This is a genomic window from Mucilaginibacter rubeus (assembly GCF_014643835.1).
Taxonomy (GTDB): Bacteria; Bacteroidota; Bacteroidia; order Sphingobacteriales; family Sphingobacteriaceae; genus Mucilaginibacter; species Mucilaginibacter rubeus.
Window position 1 is genome coordinate 439,453 of record NZ_BMKD01000001.1, and the last position, 19,938, is coordinate 459,390.

Annotated in this window: 18 protein-coding genes; 9 read left to right on the top strand and 9 right to left on the bottom strand. The window is 41.4% G+C overall.

Features of this window, described 5'->3' with window-relative positions:
* Positions 1–9 precede the first annotated feature (9 nt).
* The 5 genes from IEX80_RS01810 to IEX80_RS01830 are packed head-to-tail and all read left to right on the top strand — an operon-like array spanning position 10 to position 10,259.
* A complete protein-coding gene (locus IEX80_RS01810) occupies positions 10–1,257 on the top strand; it encodes a Pycsar system effector family protein (RefSeq protein ID WP_188831743.1) in 1,248 nt (415 codons plus the stop codon).
* A gap of 36 nt (positions 1,258–1,293) precedes the next feature.
* Positions 1,294–3,339, top strand: coding sequence for a polyphosphate kinase 1 (gene ppk1 / locus IEX80_RS01815; RefSeq protein ID WP_188831744.1), 2,046 nt, complete (start codon positions 1,294–1,296; stop codon positions 3,337–3,339).
* The gene (locus IEX80_RS01820; protein WP_229701484.1) at positions 3,326–4,222 is read left to right on the top strand and encodes an SdiA-regulated domain-containing protein; all 897 of its coding nucleotides are present in this window, start codon (positions 3,326–3,328) and stop codon (positions 4,220–4,222) included. The genes ppk1 and IEX80_RS01820 overlap by 14 nt, the downstream gene beginning before the upstream one ends.
* 50 nt (positions 4,223–4,272) lie before the next feature.
* Positions 4,273–7,878 (top strand): BamA/TamA family outer membrane protein, encoded by a 3,606-nt coding sequence (locus IEX80_RS01825; RefSeq protein ID WP_188831745.1) that lies wholly within the window; start codon positions 4,273–4,275, stop codon positions 7,876–7,878.
* A 23-nt stretch (positions 7,879–7,901) separates the two neighbouring features.
* On the top strand, positions 7,902–10,259 hold the full coding sequence (locus tag IEX80_RS01830) for a GAF domain-containing protein (protein WP_188831746.1): 2,358 nt from the start codon (positions 7,902–7,904) through the stop codon (positions 10,257–10,259).
* A 62-nt stretch (positions 10,260–10,321) separates the two neighbouring features.
* Here the strand turns inward: IEX80_RS01830 and IEX80_RS01835 are convergent, their stop codons facing one another.
* The 4 genes from IEX80_RS01835 to IEX80_RS01850 are packed head-to-tail and all read right to left on the bottom strand — an operon-like array spanning position 10,322 to position 12,542.
* On the bottom strand, positions 10,322–10,873 hold the full coding sequence (locus tag IEX80_RS01835; protein WP_188831747.1) for a GNAT family N-acetyltransferase: 552 nt from the start codon (positions 10,871–10,873) through the stop codon (positions 10,322–10,324).
* 25 nt (positions 10,874–10,898) lie between these two features.
* Entirely contained in the window at positions 10,899–11,489 is a 591-nt protein-coding gene (locus tag IEX80_RS01840) for a hypothetical protein (protein ID WP_090525003.1), read from the bottom strand.
* Positions 11,476–11,973, bottom strand: coding sequence for an RNA polymerase sigma factor (locus IEX80_RS01845; protein ID WP_090525007.1), 498 nt, complete (start codon positions 11,971–11,973; stop codon positions 11,476–11,478). Before IEX80_RS01845 ends, IEX80_RS01840 begins: the two co-directional genes overlap by 14 nt.
* 41 nt (positions 11,974–12,014) lie before the next feature.
* Positions 12,015–12,542, bottom strand: a complete 528-nt coding sequence (locus IEX80_RS01850; RefSeq protein WP_176624182.1) for a hypothetical protein — start codon at positions 12,540–12,542, stop codon at positions 12,015–12,017.
* A 269-nt stretch (positions 12,543–12,811) separates the two neighbouring features.
* Between IEX80_RS01850 and IEX80_RS01855 the strand changes: the two genes are divergently transcribed.
* From IEX80_RS01855 to rpmA, 4 genes are all read left to right on the top strand, one after another.
* Positions 12,812–14,203, top strand: coding sequence for a dicarboxylate/amino acid:cation symporter (locus IEX80_RS01855; RefSeq protein WP_188831748.1), 1,392 nt, complete (start codon positions 12,812–12,814; stop codon positions 14,201–14,203).
* A gap of 422 nt (positions 14,204–14,625) precedes the next feature.
* Positions 14,626–15,132: a hypothetical protein gene (locus IEX80_RS01860; protein WP_176624186.1), complete on the top strand. Its 507-nt coding sequence runs from the start codon at positions 14,626–14,628 to the stop codon at positions 15,130–15,132.
* Positions 15,133–15,207: 75 nt separating this feature from the next.
* Positions 15,208–15,516: a 50S ribosomal protein L21 gene (gene rplU / locus IEX80_RS01865; protein ID WP_090467954.1), complete on the top strand. Its 309-nt coding sequence runs from the start codon at positions 15,208–15,210 to the stop codon at positions 15,514–15,516.
* Positions 15,517–15,565: 49 nt separating this feature from the next.
* A complete protein-coding gene (rpmA, locus tag IEX80_RS01870; protein WP_090525016.1) occupies positions 15,566–15,988 on the top strand; it encodes a 50S ribosomal protein L27 in 423 nt (140 codons plus the stop codon).
* Positions 15,989–16,054: 66 nt separating this feature from the next.
* On the opposite strand, the gene IEX80_RS01875 is transcribed toward rpmA, so the two are convergent.
* The 5 genes from IEX80_RS01875 to IEX80_RS01895 are packed head-to-tail and all read right to left on the bottom strand — an operon-like array spanning position 16,055 to position 19,885.
* On the bottom strand, positions 16,055–16,471 hold the full coding sequence (locus tag IEX80_RS01875) for an energy transducer TonB (RefSeq protein ID WP_188831749.1): 417 nt from the start codon (positions 16,469–16,471) through the stop codon (positions 16,055–16,057).
* Positions 16,472–16,475: 4 nt separating this feature from the next.
* Positions 16,476–18,068: a M1 family metallopeptidase gene (locus IEX80_RS01880; RefSeq protein WP_188831750.1), complete on the bottom strand. Its 1,593-nt coding sequence runs from the start codon at positions 18,066–18,068 to the stop codon at positions 16,476–16,478.
* A gap of 6 nt (positions 18,069–18,074) precedes the next feature.
* Positions 18,075–18,470, bottom strand: coding sequence for an energy transducer TonB (locus IEX80_RS01885; protein WP_188831751.1), 396 nt, complete (start codon positions 18,468–18,470; stop codon positions 18,075–18,077).
* 37 nt (positions 18,471–18,507) lie between these two features.
* Positions 18,508–18,897 carry a TonB family protein gene (locus tag IEX80_RS01890; RefSeq protein WP_188831752.1) on the bottom strand — a complete coding sequence of 130 codons (390 nt, stop codon included), beginning with the start codon at positions 18,895–18,897 and terminating at the stop codon, positions 18,508–18,510.
* Positions 18,898–18,910: 13 nt separating this feature from the next.
* Positions 18,911–19,885, bottom strand: a complete 975-nt coding sequence (locus tag IEX80_RS01895; RefSeq protein WP_188831753.1) for a polyprenyl synthetase family protein — start codon at positions 19,883–19,885, stop codon at positions 18,911–18,913.
* Positions 19,886–19,938: the final 53 nt, after the last annotated feature.

Sequence of the window (19,938 nt, forward strand, 5' to 3'; positions counted from 1 at the left end):
AAAACTACGATGAAATTTCAACCGCTGTTAGAACAGGTAAAACAGTACGCTATATCCTATTTTGACGTACATCATGATCCCGATTTAATTTATCATAACCTGAGGCATACTAAAGATGTTGTTGCAGCGGCCACACAGATAGCTAACCACTATCAGTTAAGTGATGAAGATTTTTTTGTAGTGATCTCCGCTTCCTGGTTTCACGATACGGGGTACTTCACCGATAAAAAAGATCACGAATCAAAAAGTGTTGCGCTGGCTACACATTTTCTTAAACAGCATAAAGTTGAGCAAGCTGTTATCGATAAGGTATCCGGCTGTATTTTGGCAACCAAAATGCCGCAAAGCCCTGCCGATTTATTGCAACAGATCATCTGCGATGCAGATTTGTTTCATTTAGGTACAGATGATTTTCGCGATAAAAACAAGTTGTTGCGCAAAGAGATGGAAGCCATCAAAAAGCATGATATTGATAAGGATGAATGGCGCAACTACAACATCGAATTTTTGCAGGGACACGAATACTATACTGATTATTGCCGACTGCTGCTTAACGATCAAAAACATAAAAACCTGCAAAAACTGATAGAAAAGCAGGCTGATGTGGAAGTGAAGGAAACACCGGAAATTCTTATAGCTGATGCAGGTGGGGACGCTGTCATCACGCACGAAAAAGAGAAGGATAAAGACAAAGACCACGATGATGATCACGGTGGTAAAAAACATAAGAATGACAGGCCCGACCGCGGTATCGAAACAATGTTCAGGATCAGCTCCAGCAACCATCAGCGTTTAAGCGATATGGCCGATAATAAAGCCCATATTATGATCACGGTTAACTCTATCATCCTTTCGGCAATTATCAGTTTGGTGCTGCGTAAGCTTGATGAGCATTCAAATTTGTTGATCCCAACTTTCATGCTCCTGTCGGTTAGTTTGGCTACTATGATCTTCTCCATACTTTCAACCCGTCCGTCAATTCCGCCGGGTTTGTTTACACCCGAGGATATCAATAAAAAAACAGTTAACCTGTTGTTTTTCGGTAACTTCTACCGTATGTCATACCAGGATTACAGCGACGGTATGGAGAAAATGATGGAAGACCGCGAGTTTCTGTACGGCAGCTTAATCCGCGATAACTATTCGCAGGGTGTTGTACTTGGCAAAAAATACAGGTTGCTCAGGGCATCGTACAATATATTCATGTTTGGCCTTATCGTATCGGTAGTAGCATTCATCATATCTTCATTACTGTAGGCGGTCGGGGTACTGCCAAAAACAAAATCTACGCCTATGGAATACTCATTTTTCGACAGGGACCTGAGCTGGTTACTTTTCAATGAACGCATATTGATGGAGGCCGAAAGTGAAGAGCTCCCTGTAATGGAAAGGGTAAATTTTCTTGCTATATTCTCATCCAACCTCGACGAATTTTATCGCGTGCGGATGCCGGTGGTAATGGCATTGCACAAGCTTAACCTGCTTAATAAAACCGATGAAAGCGAGGATGTGCTATATAAAGCCCAGCAACTGGTAGAAGCTCAGCAAAATCGGTTTGGGAAGGTTTTTACAGACAGACTTATTCCGTTGTTAAAAGAAAATAATGTAAACCTGTTGTTCAATGAGCGTATTCCTGCTTCTATAGCCGATAGAGTGAGCGACTATTTTTACAGCCAGGTACTTGCCTTTCTGCAACCTATTGACCTGGTAGGCGGTAAAAAACAATTCTTCCCCGAAAATAACCGGCTATACTTTTTAGTGAACCTTGGTTTGGATAAGAAGAAGGAAAGGTCAGTGATCCTCAATATTCCGTCGAACCAGTTGCCGCGATTTTTTAGTGTTAACGAAGATGGTAAACAATACATCATTTTCCTGGATGACATTGTGCGGTACAATCTCGGCAAGATCTTCAAAACCGAAGAAATAAAAGGCTGTTACAGCTTCAAAATAACCCGCGACGCTGAGCTTGAACTTAAAGATGATTATGACGGTGATGTTCAGGAGCAGATAGAAAAACAATTGCTAAAACGTGATCTGGGTTTGGCAACGCGCTTTTTGCATCAGCCGGGTATCCCGCTGCGCATATTGCATTTAATTGAAGATAAGCTGGGCGTACAGGGATCAAGCGTTGTTGAAGGTGGCTTTTATCATAACCTTAAAGATTTAATGAGTTTGCCGGTAGGTATTCCATCATTAAAATATACCAAATGGCCGCCATTGGTAAACCGGCAGATCAGCGCAGACGAATCCATATTTGATTATATAGATAAAGGCGATTGTATTTTTCATGCGCCTTATCAATCCTATAACTCCATTCTTCGCTTTTTTAACGAGGCAGCTATCGACGAAAACGTTGAGGAAATCTCCGTAACGCTTTACCGCGTAGCCAGCGATTCGCGGATTGTAAACGCGCTGATCAGTGCTGCCCAAAGCGGTAAAAAAGTGAGGGTACTGGTTGAGCTAAAAGCCCGTTTTGATGAAGCCAACAATATCAAATGGGCTAAAAAGCTAAAAGCAGCCGGTGCCAATATCATTTACAGTGATAAGGCCATAAAAGTACACGCCAAAGTTGGCCTTGTAAAGCGCCTTGTTGACGGCCGCGTTAAATATGCCGGACTTTTAGCAACAGGTAATTTTAACGAAAGTACAGCTGCTTTTTATACCGATCATATCATGATGACGGCCAATCCGCAATTGCTGCGCGAAATGGACCTGCTGTTCATCTACCTTGCTAAAAAAGCAAAATCGGCCGAGGGATATGATATTGATTTTAAATACCTGCTGGTGGCTCAATTTAATTTGCAATCAAAGTTTATTGAGCTTATTGACAGGGAAATTGAGCAGGCCCGTAAAGGGAAGCCGGCAGGGATCACCATAAAGCTCAATAACCTGGAAGAGCGGGTATTGATTGGCAAACTCTACGAAGCGTCGCAGGCGGGGGTGAAGATCAGGATGATTGTACGTAGTATTTGCTGCCTGATCCCCGGAGTACCAGGCATGAGCGAAAATATTACCATAAGGCGTATTGTTGACCGATACCTGGAACATGGGCGTATTTTTATATTCCACAATGGTGGTAATCAAGAGGTATTTATGGGTTCGGCCGATTGGATGAACCGTAATATTTATCGTCGTATTGAGGTTTGTTTTCCGGTTTATGATGAACGTATCAGGAACGAGGTAATAGCCATGCTTGATATTCAACTGGCCGATAATGTGCAGGCCGTAAATTTAAATGAACAATTGCAAAACATAAGGGTTGATAAAACTGAACCGCAGGTACAATCGCAGCGCGCCATTTATGAACTTTTACAGCAAAAAAAATATGACAGGGTTTAAAAAACAAGATGCTAAACGTGCAATGACCCTTTATGTAGCCGGCATGCTTGCCGTGGCCGTAGTTTTTTTGATCATCTCTTGTAAAAATAAAGAAAAGGCAATCCCTGCCAGTCCGACGGGATACGACCTTAATAATCCTGTTAAATATAAAATGCCCGAAGATCTCACCGAAATCTCTGGTTTTGCCTTTCACAATGGTAAAAATGATTCGGTTTATGCCGAGCAGGACGAAGAAGGCTTTTTGTTTAACCTGAAACTGGGCGATAAAAAAGCTAACTATACCAAGTTTGGCAAAAGCGGTGACTATGAGGATGTGACCATTTGCCGTGAACAGGTGATCATGCTAAAAAGCGATGGTACATTGTTTACGTTTCCTTTTAGCCAGGTTAGGACAAAAGAAGCAGCCAAGGTACAAAAGATTAAAGGCGAATTGCCCGAAGGTGAATTTGAAGCTATGTGCGCAGATGAAAAGACCGGCCTGGTTTACGTGCTTTGCAAACATTGCGCCGACGAAAAAACATCCAAAAGCAGCAACGGCTATATTTTGAAACTTCAGGCAGACGGGACCCTGAAGCAGGCCGGCAGTTTTGCAATAGATGTTAAGGAAATTGAGCGGTTGGCTGATAAAAAGCGTGTACCGTTCCGCCCTTCGGCAATGGCGAAAAATACATTTACCAATGAATGGTATATCCTTTCGTCGGTAAATAAGATGCTGATAGTTACCGATATTAACTGGAAAGTAAAAAATGTTTATCCTTTAAGTGTTACCATATTCGGACAGCCCGAAGGTATGGCATTTGATAACCAGCGCAACCTGTATATCTCCAACGAGGGCGATCAGTTAAGTGCAGGCAATATATTGAAATTCAGCTTTAAGAAATAGCTCTTTAAAGCACTCATAACACAAATAAATATACATCTCAACCAAACCTCATGATTAAAAAACTACCCTTGCTGTTTGTTTTATTATTGGGCATGCTAAAAGCCGAGGCCCAGGATTCGGTACAGTACAGGATGATCCTTATTGGCGATGCCGGCGAAATAGATCTGCAGCAAAGTGCCGTTTTGAAACATGCCGCTGCCAATATTCTTAAAAATAAAACTTCGGTATTTTATCTGGGCGATAATATCTATCCACGGGGAATGGGTTTGCCGGGTAGTTCTGAAGAAGCCGAAACTAAAAAGATCCTGCAATCGCAATATCTACCTATGCGCGCCACCGGTGCGCCTGTTTACTTTATACCGGGTAATCATGACTGGGACAAGATGGGCCCGCTTGGTTTAGCTAAAATAAAACGCCAGTGGGCGTTTTTGGATCAGCAGGGCGATAAGCTGCTTAAAATGGTGCCCGAAAACGGCTGCCCCGATCCGGTTGAGATCAACCTTACCAATGACCTTACCGTAATAGCTTTTGACAGCGAATGGTGGTTATATCCATTCAATAAAAGTAACCCCGGCGCCGAGTGCGATTGTAAAAACAAAGATGACATTGCCGATAAGATCAAGCTGATCTTTGAGCGCAATAAAGATAAAGTGATCATCCTGGCATCGCACCATCCATTCCAGAGTTATGGTACGCATGGCGGATATTTTTCGCTTAAAGATCATATCTTCCCGCTTACTGTGGCTAATAAAGACCTTTGGGTGCCCTTGCCTGTTATAGGTTCGCTTTACCCGTTTTTGCGCTCTACATTTTCAAACCCCGAAGATTTGGGGCATCCCTTGTATAAAGACATGATCAGAAAGGTGGATGCTGTTTTTGGAAGTTTTCCAAACCTGATCCACGTGGCGGGTCATGAGCATAGCTTGCAATTCATTAAAAGTAAACAGGTGCAGGTGGTTAGCGGCGCTGGTGCCAAGCAAACCTACGCCATTAAAGGCAAATACTCACTTTTTGCTGACGCTACGCAAGGCTACGTAACTGCCGATCTGCTGATAGATAAACGGGTGCGTTTCACGTATTATATCGACAGTGATAAAGGTGTTAAACAGGTGTTTACGTATACGCAGCCTTATACATCTGTAAAAAATGTCCCTGATACGCTGCACACGCCTATTAAGGCAGATAGCATAATGGTTAGGGTCCATCCGAAATACGATAGCGTAAGCAATTTTCACCGTCGCTGGTTTGGCGAAAACTACCGTAAGGAGTGGGCTGCCGAAACTAAGCTGCCTGTGATAAGGCTGTCACAAATTCATGGCGGATTAAAGGCCGAAAGCATTGGCGGCGGGTTCCAAACACACTCGCTTCGTTTAATTGATAAGGATGGGAAGGAGTGGGTGCTGCGCAGTGTTGAGAAACAGCCCGAAAAGATTTTGCCCGACGAATTCCAGGAGACCTTTGCTAAAGATTGGGTTAATGATGCCATGAGCGCCCAGCACCCGTTTTCGGCGTTGATAGTACCACCGCTGGCCGATGCCGCCCGTGTGCCGCATGCCAACCCGATAATCGGTGTGGTATCGGCTGATCCTGTTTTAGGTCAATATGCAAATATTTTTGCCAATAAAGTTTGTTTGCTTGAAGAACGCGAACCAGGTGGCAAATCCGATAATACCGTGAAGATGATCGGTAAAATGCTGGAGGATAATGATAATACAGTAGATGGCGACGAATTTTTACGTGCCCGCCTGCTCGATTTGCTTATTGGCGACTGGGACAGGCACGGCGACCAGTGGCGCTGGCGCGATGAGGATAAAGGGAAAGGCAAGTTTTATACCGCCGTTCCGCGCGACCGCGATCAGGTATTTTACACCAACCAGGGTGTATTGCCAACCATAGCAGCGCAGCCATGGGTAGCGCCGAACCTGCAGGGCTTTAGCGGTGAGATCTACAGCGTAAAATATTCCTTATGGAAAACCATGTTTATGCAACGGTGGCCATCGGTACAATACAGTCATGAACAATGGACCAAAATTGTGAATGATTTTGTCGCTGCCGAAACTGACGACGTATTGGAAGCCGGTTTAAGGCGCCTGCCCGAATCATCGTATAAATTAAGGCATGATGTATTGCTAAAGCAACTGAAAGAACGGCGCGCTAATATCCCGGCCGAAATGGAGTATTACTACAAATTCATCAATAAAATAGTTGATATCCACACTTCAAATAAAAATGAGCTGGTAACGGTGAAAGATGAGCCTAATGGCAGTCTCAATGTGATCATCAATAAGATCAATAAAGATGGTGAGATTAAGGATACGCTCATGAACCAGAATTATCATCCTGATATTACCAAAGAGCTCCGCATTTATGTAAGCGGCGGCGATGATAAGGTAGTGCTTGATAATGCCACATCACCAATAAAACTGAGGTTTATCGATAGCACAGGCACCAAAACTTACAATATTGTAAAATCGCTTAACACGGTACAGCTTTATGACCGTGGCAAAAAGCTGAGTATAACTGGCGACGAATCAAGGGTTAACAAACACATAAGCAAGGATAGCGCTAATACGTCATACTTAAGAGTTAATCTGATGAATGTGATAGCGCCGCTGGCTAATATCTCTTACAACCCGGATGAGGGCGTATTGCTTGGAGCAGGTTTTAAATATACTCACCAGGAGGGTTTTCAAAAACTGCCTTACAACGATGTGCAAACAGTGTTTGCCAGTCACTCGTTCACAACAAAGGCTTTTAAGATTAAATATAACGGCGAGTGGATCCACGCTTTTGGCAAAGCCGACTTTTTGATGGATGCCCAGCTCGACTTTCCGGATAACATCAATTTTTTTGGCAGGGGCAACGAAACGCTGTTTGTTAAAGTTGGCGATTATCGCAAATATTATCGTACCCGCTTTGATAATTTTACCTTTAGCCCAGCCTTTAGGTGGCGTAATGAATCGGGAACTTCTGTAACGGTAGGTCCTGCTTTTCAGTACTATAAATTAGATGTTGACGACAATATCGGCCGATTTATTACATATCCGTTACTCACAAATGCGCCCGACAGTTATACCTTTGATAAAACAAAAATGCATGCCGGTATAGTTGTTAACTTTACCAGTGATAAACGCAATGACAAGATACTTCCGGCCTGGGGAAGTTTTGTAAATATTAAACTTCAGGAGTTTAATGGCTTAAATAATAACTCCACAAGTTTTGCCCAGCTTATACCCCAGGTTGCTTTGTACAAAAGCCTGAATGCCAAAAGCACTATTGTTTTGGCGGATAGGATGGGCGGCGGCATTACCATCGGAAAAACCGCTTTTTATCAGTCGTTGTTTTTAGGCGGGCAGGATAACTTATTAGGCTACAGGTTATACAGGTTTGCCGGCCAGCATAGTTTTTATAATAACCTGGAGTTGAGGATAAAATTAACTGATTTTGCCAGTTATATAGTTCCCGGACAAATAGGTGTTTTAGGATTTTATGATATAGGCCGTGTTTGGGAAAACGGGCAAGGCTCGGATAAATGGCACAACGGCACCGGTGCAGGTTTTTATGTTGCTCCTGCACGATTGGCAGTTATTAAGATAATCGCCGGTTACTCTGAAGAAGGATGGTACCCTTATCTTTCAACAAGTTTCAGATTTTAAAGAAGGGTAAAATTATAATTAAAATGCACACGGAAGTACTCAATATAAGCAAAAACGAATGCACCATTTGTCAGGTTGAAACATGCCTGACTTTTAACCCGTTCGTGGCACATTTAAAAGAACGGATCGCTACCGAAAAAACGCTCAAAAGCGAGTTTTATCGCTACGTTTTGGAGCGTTTTGAGCACGATATATGTATTGACCTGGATATGCGACCAACAGATGCCGAAAAGTACCGGGAAATGCTGGAGCTCATTTACTCCATACTGACACCGCCAATAGCTAACGAAAAGGAATTTCACTGGGCGCTAAGTACACCGGTACCTGATAAAATATTTTTCAGTACTGAGGCTTTTTATGATTTCCATTCAAGTCATCATTCTAATTTATATGCGTTGAATGTATCCAAGAACGAAATGTTCAGTGACAGGCAAAAGCGGTTCATTTATAACCTGATTCTTGAACGGATGTATGGCTTTTCGTCGGCAATTAAGAATGAATTGCTGTTTTCATACGAAGATCCTGAAACCGGTCTTTCAAGGTATTTTAATATCCAGACTGATGCCCGCTTCGTGGAGGTTGAATTGAATGGCGAACTGCCCGAACTTAGCTTTGATACTATTGAACCCTATTTACATTCACATACCAGCCTTGAGTTAATTGAAAAGGTAATACCACTTAATATTTTTAAATTCAAGGGGTTCACAATAATTACGTTAACAGATGTAACGTTAACGCATGCACTTGAAAATATTCGTACCGAGCTGGTTAACCATTCGGCAAATGAGGAGGAGCAATATGCGCACATCATCAGCTCGCTAAAATCCCTTGCCGAAAGCCCAGGCATTGAGTTTGGGTTGATGCCTTTTTTAACCATCAATAATGAGCCTATTTTTGATAACGACGAATGCTCCAGAAGTATCCTGCTTAAGGCCGCTAAAGATTTTAACCTTGCGGAAGAAACGTTTGACGCCATCATTGATGATTACAACCAGAACCCGAGGCCTATCTTTTTCAATTCCATTACCGACGAAAAGATAGGTAAATTCCCCTTTTTGCAGGTTTTGAAACAAGCCGGCATTAAATCTTACGGAATTTTCCCGGTGTACTACAATAAGAAAAATGTAGGCATCATGGAAGTGTTTTCATATAAAGAGATTGTTTTTTACGAAAAACTGCTCTCGAAATTACAGGCTACTATCCCGCTGATTGCCCAATTGCTGCAAAACAGCATCGATCAGTTTGAGGCCCGCATTTCAAGTGTTATCAAAAATAAATTTACCTCGTTGCAACCGTCGGTTCAATGGAAGTTTAATGAAGTGGCCTGGAATTATCTTAAGGAAAAAAGAAAGAGGAAAAAGAGCCCTGAAATTGAAACAGTATCATTCAGCCATGTTTACCCTTTATTTGGTGCGGTTGATATCCGTAACTCCACGGTTGAGCGTAACAGCGCCCTGCAGGAGGATTTGAAAAATCTGCTCACCATACTTATTGAAACGCTTCAGGTTTTAAATGAAAATATTCATTTAAGCCTTACCGGCAAGCTGGTATCTAAATGCGAAGAGTGGCTCGAACGCATCAGCGGTTATATTACTACCAATGATGAATTGATGCTGGATACTTTCCTTCATAACGAGATTAATCCTTTCCTGGAGCATTTCAGAAATAATTACCCTGCCGAAAGGGAAACTATTGACAGGTATTTTAATGCCATGAATGAGGAAACCGGCGCTTCGTTTGAAAACAGGCGCAACCTGGAAACCTCCATGCAGCTTATCAATACTTCTATCAACCAATACCTGGAGCAGGCTCAGACAGAAGTGCAGGAATCATTTCCCTGTTATTTTGAAAAATTCCGTACCGATGGGGTGGAATATGATATTTACATAGGGCAATCAATAGCGCCGCAACGCGTTTTCGATATGCTGTACCTTAAAAATATCCGTTTGTGGCAGTTACGATCAATGGCCGAGATAGCCCGGATGACAAACGACCTTGGCGATCAGCTTTCACGTCCTTTGCAAACCACGCACTTAATATTTATTCACTCAAACGCTATAGATATCAGTTTCAGAAACGATGAAAGGCGTTTTGACGTTGAGGGGGCCTATAATATCCGTTACGAGGTGGTAAAAAAGCGGATTGATAAAGTTTTAATAGCAGGAACTTTTGAACGCCTTACCCAGCCCGGCAAAATAGCCATGGTATATTTTAACCCAACAGAAGCTGCTGAATATGACGAGTACATCAGGTACCTGCAAGTACAAGGCTATTTGCTGGATGACCTGGAATATCTTGAACTGGAAGAGTTACAGGGCGTTACAGGCTTAAAAGCGTTAAGGGTTGGAGTTAATTATCAATTGCCGTTATTAAATAGCTAAAAGCCTAAGGCTGAAAGCTTAAAGCGACAAGAAATCAAATAAAGCAAAAAAAGCTTTCAGCCTTAGGCTTTCGGCTTTGAGCTTGATAAGATCGCTTTCCTCATTAATAAATCGGTTTGCTTATCGCTTCCCAGGACAAATTCATGGCTGCTGAATACTTCAAAGCCATGTTTTTCATAAAAGGCAATTGCTTTTAGGTTGTGTTCCCAAACACCAAGCCAAACGTATTGCAGGTTTTTATCCGTAGCTGCTTTTAAGGTGAAATCAATAAATTGGTGGCCTATCTTTTTGCCGTGATATTCGGCCAAAACATAAATGCGCTCAATTTCAACTGCCGCAGGATCCTGAAATTCTGTTTGGGCGTGGCTATAGTTTAGCTTGAGATAACCGGTTATTTCACCATCCAGCATCGCGAAGAAAAAATGAGAGTTTGGGTTACTGAGCTCTGCTTGTATTTTTTGCGGAGTGAAGGCTACAGATGCATAAGCCTCCATATCTTCTGGTTTATTTAAATGAGCAAAGAAATCAAAAAACGTTTTTTTGCTTAACTCCAATAATACGTCGGCATCAGCCAAAGTTAATTTTTTAATTGTTACAGTTTCGGAAATAGCCATCAGGCAAATCTAAAAAACTAATCCTTTAATCAAATTGTTCTTTCAACCTCACCAGTCTGTCAATCATAAGGTTTAGCTTTTCTTCCTCGTTCTTAAACATCCGGGGTTTAAGGTAAAACGTAGTGAACAAAAACCAGATCCCGATTGATGTATATGTTACTATTTTAAAGGTGAGTGATGAATGTTCAAGTACCTCGATAAAATACATGGCTAAACCGGCGCTTAGCAACAATATATAGGTATAATAAAACCAGCCTATAACTTTGCTCCGGTTTTTTTGATATGCCTTAAGGCTGTCAAGATATTCGGCAGGATTGAGGGTTGCATCGCGCTTACTCAAAATGTGATAATGACGTACCATTAACGAAAGATACATCAACATGGTTACCAGTACGATGAGGATCCCGATAGTAGTAACTGCAGACTTAAATGCCAGAAAAAAAGTGACGACAAAAGCAAACGCAACGGTTACAACCATGGCCACAATACTCCAGTATAACTTTTGGGTTATACTCCTTATTCCCTTCTTTACCTGCTTCAGCACCTCATCCACCGAAAGCTGATCTGGTTTTGGCTGTCCCTGCCAAACCGACATCAAATGATCAAAGTCTTTCATACTGGTTATATAACTCCGTTAATTTTTGTTTTATACGATAAATTTTCACCCTCAAATTTCCTTCTGATATACCCGAAATTTCGGCAATTTCGGGGTATGGCACCTCATCAAGTACCATAGTTATAATAATCCTTTCTGATTCTTCCAGTTTTGAAATACACTTATAGAGCAAAGCTACCTGCTCGTTTTTATCCGATAGTTCTTCTCGTTTTGTTTCTGCTAATTGTGGGGTTAGTTCGTCTTTGGCCTGGCGTTTTTCCGAGCGCAAATAGGTTAAACAGGTATTTACAGCAATGCGGTAAATCCAGGTTGATATCATGGCCTGGTTACGGAATTTCTCTAAATTTTGCCAAACCTTTAAAAAGGTTTCCTGTAGCAGGTCGTTGGCGGCATCGTCATCGCCGGTATAACCATAGCACAGATGGAATATCTTTTTAGAATTAGCTTCATATATCTGCTTGAATGCTGCTTCTTTGTTGGCCACTTCAGTTAATTTTATATTTAGACGATGTTAAGCTTTATATGTTACAACAAGTGATCATTCTTTTTAAACCAGCCCAGCTTGCTTTCGGCATCGCTTATTAGTTTATTGTAACTGTCCTGGTAATCAAACTGTAAGTCTTCGTGGAGCTTATTGATTAAGCCACGGATCTTTTCAACCTGCCTTATTAATATCAGCCTTAAAGGCTTGTATGATGTACGCCTGTCGGCATATTCAAGGTAATTTTCGCAAAAATTGATCAGCAATTCAATCTCAGCACCTTTTGATGCCATAAACTTGATGTATTTACTCAGCAATCTCAATATTTTGCGCATGCCCTTTGCAGCGTTGTAACTTAATGATGATAACTGGCTGAACATGAAGCCGGCTTCGGCTTTTACTTTTTCTACAAAGGCGGCTTCATCATGGGCTTCAAAAAGCAGGTAGGCCAACAGCTCTTTGTTTTCCTTTTTGTAGCGTGCCAGGCGCAGCATTAATTCGGCCAGCTGCTCGTTAGGCAGGTGCTGAATTTCTTTTTTTATATGCTGTAATCCGTAGGCGGTAGTAGTCATGTTGTAAATAAGCAGGCAAAATACTAATTGTTTAAATATTTTTCACGAATTGCATTTAAGCTTGATTCAATTAGAACGAATTACACGAATGGGTCTACTAATTATATTGATGTAATTAATGTAGTTCGCAAAATTAGTTAAGAAATTAAAATAGCGTTTGCTGGGGCAACGATTTTATTTCCTCATCCGATTTAAACGGAAAATAGAATATTCCCATAGCAGTTTAAACAGCGCGTAAATTTTGTAGTTTTGCAGGCTTATTAAATTAAATGAAAAAAAGCAGACTGACGCTCTTCATTTTTATCGCACTGGTATTGGGTGTGATAGCCGGTTATATTTATAACACCTACGTTTTCGCCGATCTTAATAAACAACTCAGTACCGCAGGTGCTGCAATTAAAAGTATCGACAAAAAAATAGAAGCATTACCCGATACCTCAGTTGCAGCCTACAAAGACCTTAAGTTACAAAGAATTGCCCAGGTTAAATTGCAAGGCCAGGCTACAGATGCGCGGGAGGATAAACTTGAGCTTTATAACATCCTGAGCAAGATTTTTCTTAACCTCATTAAAATGATTGTGGCTCCATTGGTGTTTACCACATTGGTGGTAGGCGTAGCCAAGGTAGGGGATATCAAAGCCGTTGGCAGGATAGGTGGCAAAACCATGCTCTGGTTTATCAGCGCTACGCTGGTATCCTTATTATTAGGGATGCTATTGGTTAACCTGTTTGAGCCAGGCAAAACCATGCATTTGCCACTGCCTGATAGTCATTTAAGTACAGGCATTAAAAAAACGGCATTATCATTAACCGAATTCGTTGGTCACGTTTTCCCTAAGAGTTTTATTGAGGCAATGGCCAATAATGAGATCTTACAGATTGTGGTGTTCTCTTTGTTTTTTGGCGTAGCTACCGCTGCTATAGGTGAGCAAGGTAAAATAGTGATCAAAGCGATGGATGCTTTTGCCCATGTGATTATGAAGATTACCGGTTATGTGATGAAAATGGCCCCTTTAGCTGTATTTGGTGCCATAACTGCGGTAGTGGCCAAGCAAGGAATAGGTGTACTTTCAACCTATGGTATTTTTATCAGCGAGTTCTATTTTTCGCTCATCGTACTTTGGTCTGTGATTATATTAGCCGGGTATATTGTATTAAGAAAGCCGGTGTTCAGGCTGCTTAACAGTATTAAAGATGCTATGTTGATAGCATTTAGTACTTCCACAAGTGAAGCGGCTTATCCAAAGGTATTGGAAGAACTGGAGAAATTTGGCTGTAGCAATAAAATAGTGAGCTTTGTATTGCCATTGGGCTATTCGTTTAATTTGGATGGTTCAATGATGTATATGACCTTTGCATCATTGTTCCTGGCGCAATCATATGATATTCATCTTTCATTCGGGCACCAGTTATCCATGTTGCTGGTGCTGATGCTTACCAGCAAAGGCGTGGCGGGTGTACCGAGGGCTTCGCTGGTGGTTATAGCAGGTACGCTGGCAATGTTCAATATCCCGGAAGCTGGTTTGTTTTTGCTGATAGGCATTGATCCACTGCTTGATATGGGACGTTCAGCCACAAACGTATTAGGCAACGCTATGGCTACAGCGGTTGTGAGTAAGTGGGAAGGAGAAGAAGTAGGTACCCAAATAATAAGAGAATAAAACATGCCTTCATTGTGGGAAACCTGGAATCAGCAGTGATGGTACACAAAATATATTTCAGGGATATGCGCAGGGGCCGCGTTAGGGATTGCAGTGTAAAGCCCACAGCGCGGGTTGGGGTTGCGGGCAGGAAAGGCGAGGACTTGTAACGGAAAGCCCGGCCGCAGGCAACGCCCAAGTTTATAAATAGATAAAAACATTCAATAATCAACAGCTTACAAGTACGTCATTACAAGGAACAAGACAAAAAACCCAAAGAGAACTCATTAATACCTATAAAATCAAATTATAGCTATCAATTAATAACGTCTGATAAAACATAGGCGCTCTGTAAAGTTCGCGATTGCTTCGTACCTCGCAATGACGGGCGAAGAAATAAATTCACTAACTCACTAATTCAATAATTCACTAATTACTTACATATGTCTCCCCGTTTAAAAAAAGTATTCCTGATCATGACTGTTGTGGTGCCGTTTATACTGTACTGCGTTTATTATTATGGTATGATGATCAAGAATGCACCATACCGTTTTGTTGATTTTGAATCGATCAGTTTCCAATATGGTCATAAGGATAGCCTTGTGAACAAATATGATTCACATACCGGCATGTTCCAATATCTCGACAAGCGTGATTCGTTGGTTAAAGAGCATTTACGTTTAACCAAAGACGACCTGTTATACCTCCACCGTAAAGCTGCCGATCTGGGTTTCTGGGATTTTCCGTCGAAGGAAACGGGTGATACGTCAAAAGTTGCTGATGGAAAAGCTGTTCGGTACATTATTGAGTTCAAATACAAGGAAAAAACCAAGCGCGTGATCTTTGATACTGATTACTTTGGTAATCCTAAACTAATTGATGCTAATCAGCGATTGATAGCCGAGATTCAGAAAAAACTTACCGACGTAGAGAACCGTGGTAAAAAATAAAATATTGGGATGTTGTTTATTAAATAATCAATCCCTATATTTGCACCTCGAAATTTAAAACAATATTTAACAAACATGTACGCAATAGTAAGTATAGCAGGACAGCAATTTAAAGTTGCCAAAGACCAGCAGATCTTTGTACACAGGTTACAAGGCGATGAAGGCGCTAGTATTGAATTTGACAGTGTATTGTTAGCAGAAAACGAAGGTAAATTCAAATTAGGTTCTGATTTGAAAGGTGCTAAAGTATCGGCTAAGATCGTGTCACATTTAAAAGGTGATAAAGTAATTATCTTCAAAAAGAAAAGAAGAAAAGGTTACAAAAAGAAAAACGGTCACCGTCAGCAATTTACCAAAATCGAGATCACCGGTATTACATTATAATTAAAGGTTGAACCGGAGTTGTTCTGCAATTCCATAAAAGATATAAAAAATGGCACATAAGAAAGGGGCCGGTAGTTCAAGAAACGGTCGTGAGTCACATAGCAAGCGTTTAGGTATCAAAATTTTCGGTGGTCAGCCAGCAATTGCAGGTAACATCATCGTACGTCAGCGTGGTACTAAACACAACCCAGGCTTAAACGTTGGTCTTGGTAAAGATCATACTTTATTTGCACTGGCCGAAGGTATCGTAGTTTTCAAAAAGAAAGCTGATAACCGTTCATACGTATCAGTAGTTCCATTTGAAGCTGCTGAAGTTGAAGAAGTAGCTGCACCTGCACCAAAAGCTAAAAAAGAAGCTGTAGCTGTTGAAGCTCCTGCTGCTGAAGAAGCTCCAAAAGCAAAGAAAGCTGCTGCACCAAAAGCTAAAAAAGAAGAAGCTGCTGATGCTGCTGAAGAAATTGTAGCTGAATAATCAGTTAACAAATATTAGGATATGAAAAATCCCGGGCAATTTTGATCGGGATTTTTTATTTTGTGATTATTCGTCAGATTGCAGCATAAAACAACTAATAGGAGAACTATACAAAACCCTTACCGGTTTGCCATTAATACGCCCCGGTTTCCATTTTGGTGATTTGTTTACATGAGCAATGAATGCTTTGCACATTGCTTCGTTTATTTTCCTCCTGACATTGGCATGCGTTACACTTCCGTCGGTTTCTATAATCATTTGTATAAGAAAACTGGCCTGTGTATTCTCTTTGTCGTAGTCTTCTGGTATCGGTACTTTAAAAAGATAATTTGTCCACTTTTCTGTGCCTCCGGGAAATTCTGGCTGTACATCTACTGTTTTATAAACTGTTGTATTTGGTTTAACATGCTCCCTTTTAGCTTTGCCTTGTGCAAACAACGCAACAGGTAATATAATCAAACCAAATACAAGCAGATATCTCATGTGTTTATTCGATGACCAGTTTCTTTAAATAGTAAGTATCAGGATCAATAACCGGCATAGTTTTGCTGGTTATGGTAATGCCTTTTTTATCAAGCGTATAGCGTTTAGTAATGCCATCTGCAGTGATATCAATTGGCAATGGCATATCGATATTGAGCAACTGAACCTGGTATTTATCGCCACGTTGGGCCTTAACATGTACTTCCAGTTTATTGGTTGAATAGATGTACAAATCAAACAGCGGCTTGAGATCCTTACCTGCAGCCTTGCTAAAATACTGCATTACATCATCTGTACCGGCCAAATTACTGTAGGTATAACGCGGGTCGGTAACAAAGCCTTTAAGAGTAGGGAAGAAGGTACTATCGCCCATAATATACCTGAGTGTATGCATAAAGAAAGCCCCTTTACCATAGATATCACCATTATAAGCTGATTCCTCATCGATATCTTTCCCGATAACAAGCGGGATTTTATTGCCGAATGACAGTGCTGAACTTTGGAAAAATTTGATATAAGCTTTTTCGCCTTCAAATTCCCTTACGTACAGCGCGTCGCCATAAGTACAGATGCCCTCGTGGATCCAGTAATCGGCCCAATCCTTAGCGGTAACTTTATTGCCCCACCATTCGTGGCCAAACTCGTGGTGCATGAGGCCGTCATAATCCTCGCCGCCAACTTTGGTATATTTAAATTTGGCGCCGTAGGCATTCATGGTTTGATGCTCCATGCCCAGGTGAGGGGTTTCAACGATGCCTATCTTTTCTTTTGCCCAGGGATATTCGCCAAAGTATTTCTCCTGTTCTTTGATGGTTTTTACAAAAATATCGAGGTGATGCTCGGCTTTGGCGGCATGTTCCTTTAATACATAAAACTGGATAGGTACATTATGCCCATCTACAGTAGTATACGGACGAGTTACTACGGTATAGTCACCTGCATTGAACAAGATACTGTAATTGTTAATGGTGTATTTGGTTTGCCAATGGAAAGTTGCTGTTCCCTTTTGTTTGCTTACACTTTTTAACAACCCCGGACCTGCAACTACAAGATCTTTAGGAACGGTGATGAACATGTCTACACCCTCGTTTGGTTCGTCGGAGGGGTGATCTTTACAAGGGAAATACAATTTGCCGCCTGTACCTTCGGCCGTGATGGCCATCCACTGGTGTCTGGTCGAGTCTTGTGTCCAGATAAAACCGTCGTCCCATGGTGGGCGACGGGCAACATGGGGCTTACCGCCATAAATTACTTTCACGCTTGCTTTACCTGCTGACAATTCTTTGGCTGTATTAATTGTAATTAGATTGTTTTTGTAGTCAAAAGGTTCTTGTTTACCATTTACCAATATTTTGCTGATAGTTAAAGAATCTAACAGGTCAAACAATAAGACTTTGGTAGGCTGTGCCATAATTACATCAATGGTGGCGAAACCGTCGATAGTTTTTTGTACAGGATCAACAGCAAGCGAAATGGTATAATGTCGCACATCCATAATGGCTTGTTCTGGTTTAAGTTTTCCGCCAGATGTTAGGGTTTGGGCATGAACATATCCCGCAAAAAAGAGGATAGTTGAAATTAATATGACTTTTTTCATAGAATATTAATGGCTACGTTTAAAGTTAATGGGTAAAGCATATTGAACCCTTACAGGCTGACCTCCCCGCATACCGGGTTTCCAAGGGGGAGACATTTTTATAAGCCGTAGCGCTTCTGCATCCGTTGCTTCAGATAAGCTTTTGGCAATTTTTATATCGCTAAGGCTTCCATCTTTTTCTACTACAAATAGAACATATACTCTGCCTTCAATTGTTTCTCCTTTGGGATATTTAAAATTTTCATCAATGAACATGGCGAGCCTATGGAGCCCACCCGGAAATACAGGAACTTGTTCAACTGATGTAAATATGGGTTCTTTAGCCTTTGTTGTATCAGTTGTTTGAGCTTTTGCTGCCAGGGCTCCCATTATGAACATCGCAGCTGACAAGATTCTTTTCATTTACCCTTTGTTCCTTAGTGAAATTTATGATAATTGATCAATTAACTTTTGTGCTATCTAAAACCTGTACAGCCTGCATTGTATAAAATTGTATGGGGACGGAATATTTTGATTTGATAAAATGACCGTCACGCATTGCAGGGACCCATCTTTCTGACAGGGCGATCACTCGTAAAGCTTCTTTATTAAAAGGTTGGCTCATCCCTTTAACAACTTTCAAGTCGGTTAAACGGCCGTCGTTTTCAACAAAAAAGCTTATGGTAACAATGCCTTCTCCGCCGCTTACATCTTTTGGCCATTTCAAATTTTCTTTTAAAAATTCATGAAATGCCTTATCGCCACCACGGAAATGCGGAGGCGTAAGTTTTTGCGCCTTAGCGCTTAATGAAACCATTAAAATGATAAGGATGGGTGAAAATTTCTTCATCCTTAAATATAAATCAATTCTCCCTCACCAGCAAGCCGTCTGCAAAATCTCGCAGGTATTGTTTATGATCTTCGGGCAGATCAATAGCGTCGAGGGCTGCAAAAGCTTTATCGGCATAGGTCTGCATGGCTTTTTCAGCATGCTGCCTGATATCAAGTTCGTTGTAAATGTTTGTTATGGCTTTAACTTTTTCTGCATTGTCAAATTCAGTAGCGCTCAGCCATCGGTTTAGCGTTTGTGCCTGGCTGCCTTTTGTCAGTTCAAGGGCCCTGATTAGCAAAAAAGTTTTTTTATTGGAGATGATATCGCCGCCAACCTGCTTGCCAAACTTTTCAGGATCGCCATAAACATCCAGTATGTCGTCCTGTAGCTGGAAGGCTATACCAAGGTTAACCCCGAAAGAATCAATCAAATCAGCGTCGGTTAAAGCTGCACCGCCAATGATGGAGCCGATTTTTAATGTACCACCTAACAGTACAGCAGTTTTAAGGCGGATCATGTTGATATATTCTTCAATACTTACATTGTTACGCTGTTCAAAGCTCATATCAATTTGCTGGCCTTCGCATACGCCGGTCGCAGTATCGTTAAAAACGTCAAGTACATTACGCAAAATGCTGTCATCAACCTTCATCATCATGCGGTTGGCTTCTACCATCATGGCATCGCCGGAGAGGATAGCAACATTGGCGTTCCATTTTTCATGCACAGTTGCTTTGCCACGGCGGAGCGGGGCTTTATCCATAATATCATCATGCATCAGCGTGAAATTATGGAATACCTCTATAGCCAGTGCGGGTTCAATAGCCTTGTCAACGTCGCCGCCAAAAAGGTCACAGGCCAGCAGGAGCAGGGCAGGGCGCATACGTTTTCCGCCAATAGATAAAATATAGCTTATCGGTTCATACAGATCGGCCGGGTAAGCGGGATAGCTTAGTCTGCCTACTGCATCATTTATTAGTAACTGTAACTCTGTAAGTTGTTTCATTTATTTACGGGAACCCTGATTTTCTTGATTTTAGGATCGACTTGATTATAAAT

Coding starts and splice junctions, on each gene's coding strand:
- IEX80_RS01810 (WP_188831743.1), top strand. CDS start 10: ATGAAATTTCAACCGCTGTTAGAACAGGTAAAACAGTACGCTATATCC.
- ppk1 (WP_188831744.1), top strand. CDS start 1,294: ATGGAATACTCATTTTTCGACAGGGACCTGAGCTGGTTACTTTTCAAT.
- IEX80_RS01820 (WP_229701484.1), top strand. CDS start 3,326: ATGACAGGGTTTAAAAAACAAGATGCTAAACGTGCAATGACCCTTTAT.
- IEX80_RS01825 (WP_188831745.1), top strand. CDS start 4,273: ATGATTAAAAAACTACCCTTGCTGTTTGTTTTATTATTGGGCATGCTA.
- IEX80_RS01830 (WP_188831746.1), top strand. CDS start 7,902: ATGCACACGGAAGTACTCAATATAAGCAAAAACGAATGCACCATTTGT.
- IEX80_RS01835 (WP_188831747.1), bottom strand. CDS start 10,873: ATGGCTATTTCCGAAACTGTAACAATTAAAAAATTAACTTTGGCTGAT.
- IEX80_RS01840 (WP_090525003.1), bottom strand. CDS start 11,489: ATGAAAGACTTTGATCATTTGATGTCGGTTTGGCAGGGACAGCCAAAA.
- IEX80_RS01850 (WP_176624182.1), bottom strand. CDS start 12,542: ATGACTACTACCGCCTACGGATTACAGCATATAAAAAAAGAAATTCAG.
- IEX80_RS01855 (WP_188831748.1), top strand. CDS start 12,812: ATGAAAAAAAGCAGACTGACGCTCTTCATTTTTATCGCACTGGTATTG.
- IEX80_RS01860 (WP_176624186.1), top strand. CDS start 14,626: ATGTCTCCCCGTTTAAAAAAAGTATTCCTGATCATGACTGTTGTGGTG.
- rplU (WP_090467954.1), top strand. CDS start 15,208: ATGTACGCAATAGTAAGTATAGCAGGACAGCAATTTAAAGTTGCCAAA.
- rpmA (WP_090525016.1), top strand. CDS start 15,566: ATGGCACATAAGAAAGGGGCCGGTAGTTCAAGAAACGGTCGTGAGTCA.
- IEX80_RS01875 (WP_188831749.1), bottom strand. CDS start 16,471: ATGAGATATCTGCTTGTATTTGGTTTGATTATATTACCTGTTGCGTTG.
- IEX80_RS01880 (WP_188831750.1), bottom strand. CDS start 18,068: ATGAAAAAAGTCATATTAATTTCAACTATCCTCTTTTTTGCGGGATAT.
- IEX80_RS01885 (WP_188831751.1), bottom strand. CDS start 18,470: ATGAAAAGAATCTTGTCAGCTGCGATGTTCATAATGGGAGCCCTGGCA.
- IEX80_RS01890 (WP_188831752.1), bottom strand. CDS start 18,897: ATGAAGAAATTTTCACCCATCCTTATCATTTTAATGGTTTCATTAAGC.
- IEX80_RS01895 (WP_188831753.1), bottom strand. CDS start 19,885: ATGAAACAACTTACAGAGTTACAGTTACTAATAAATGATGCAGTAGGC.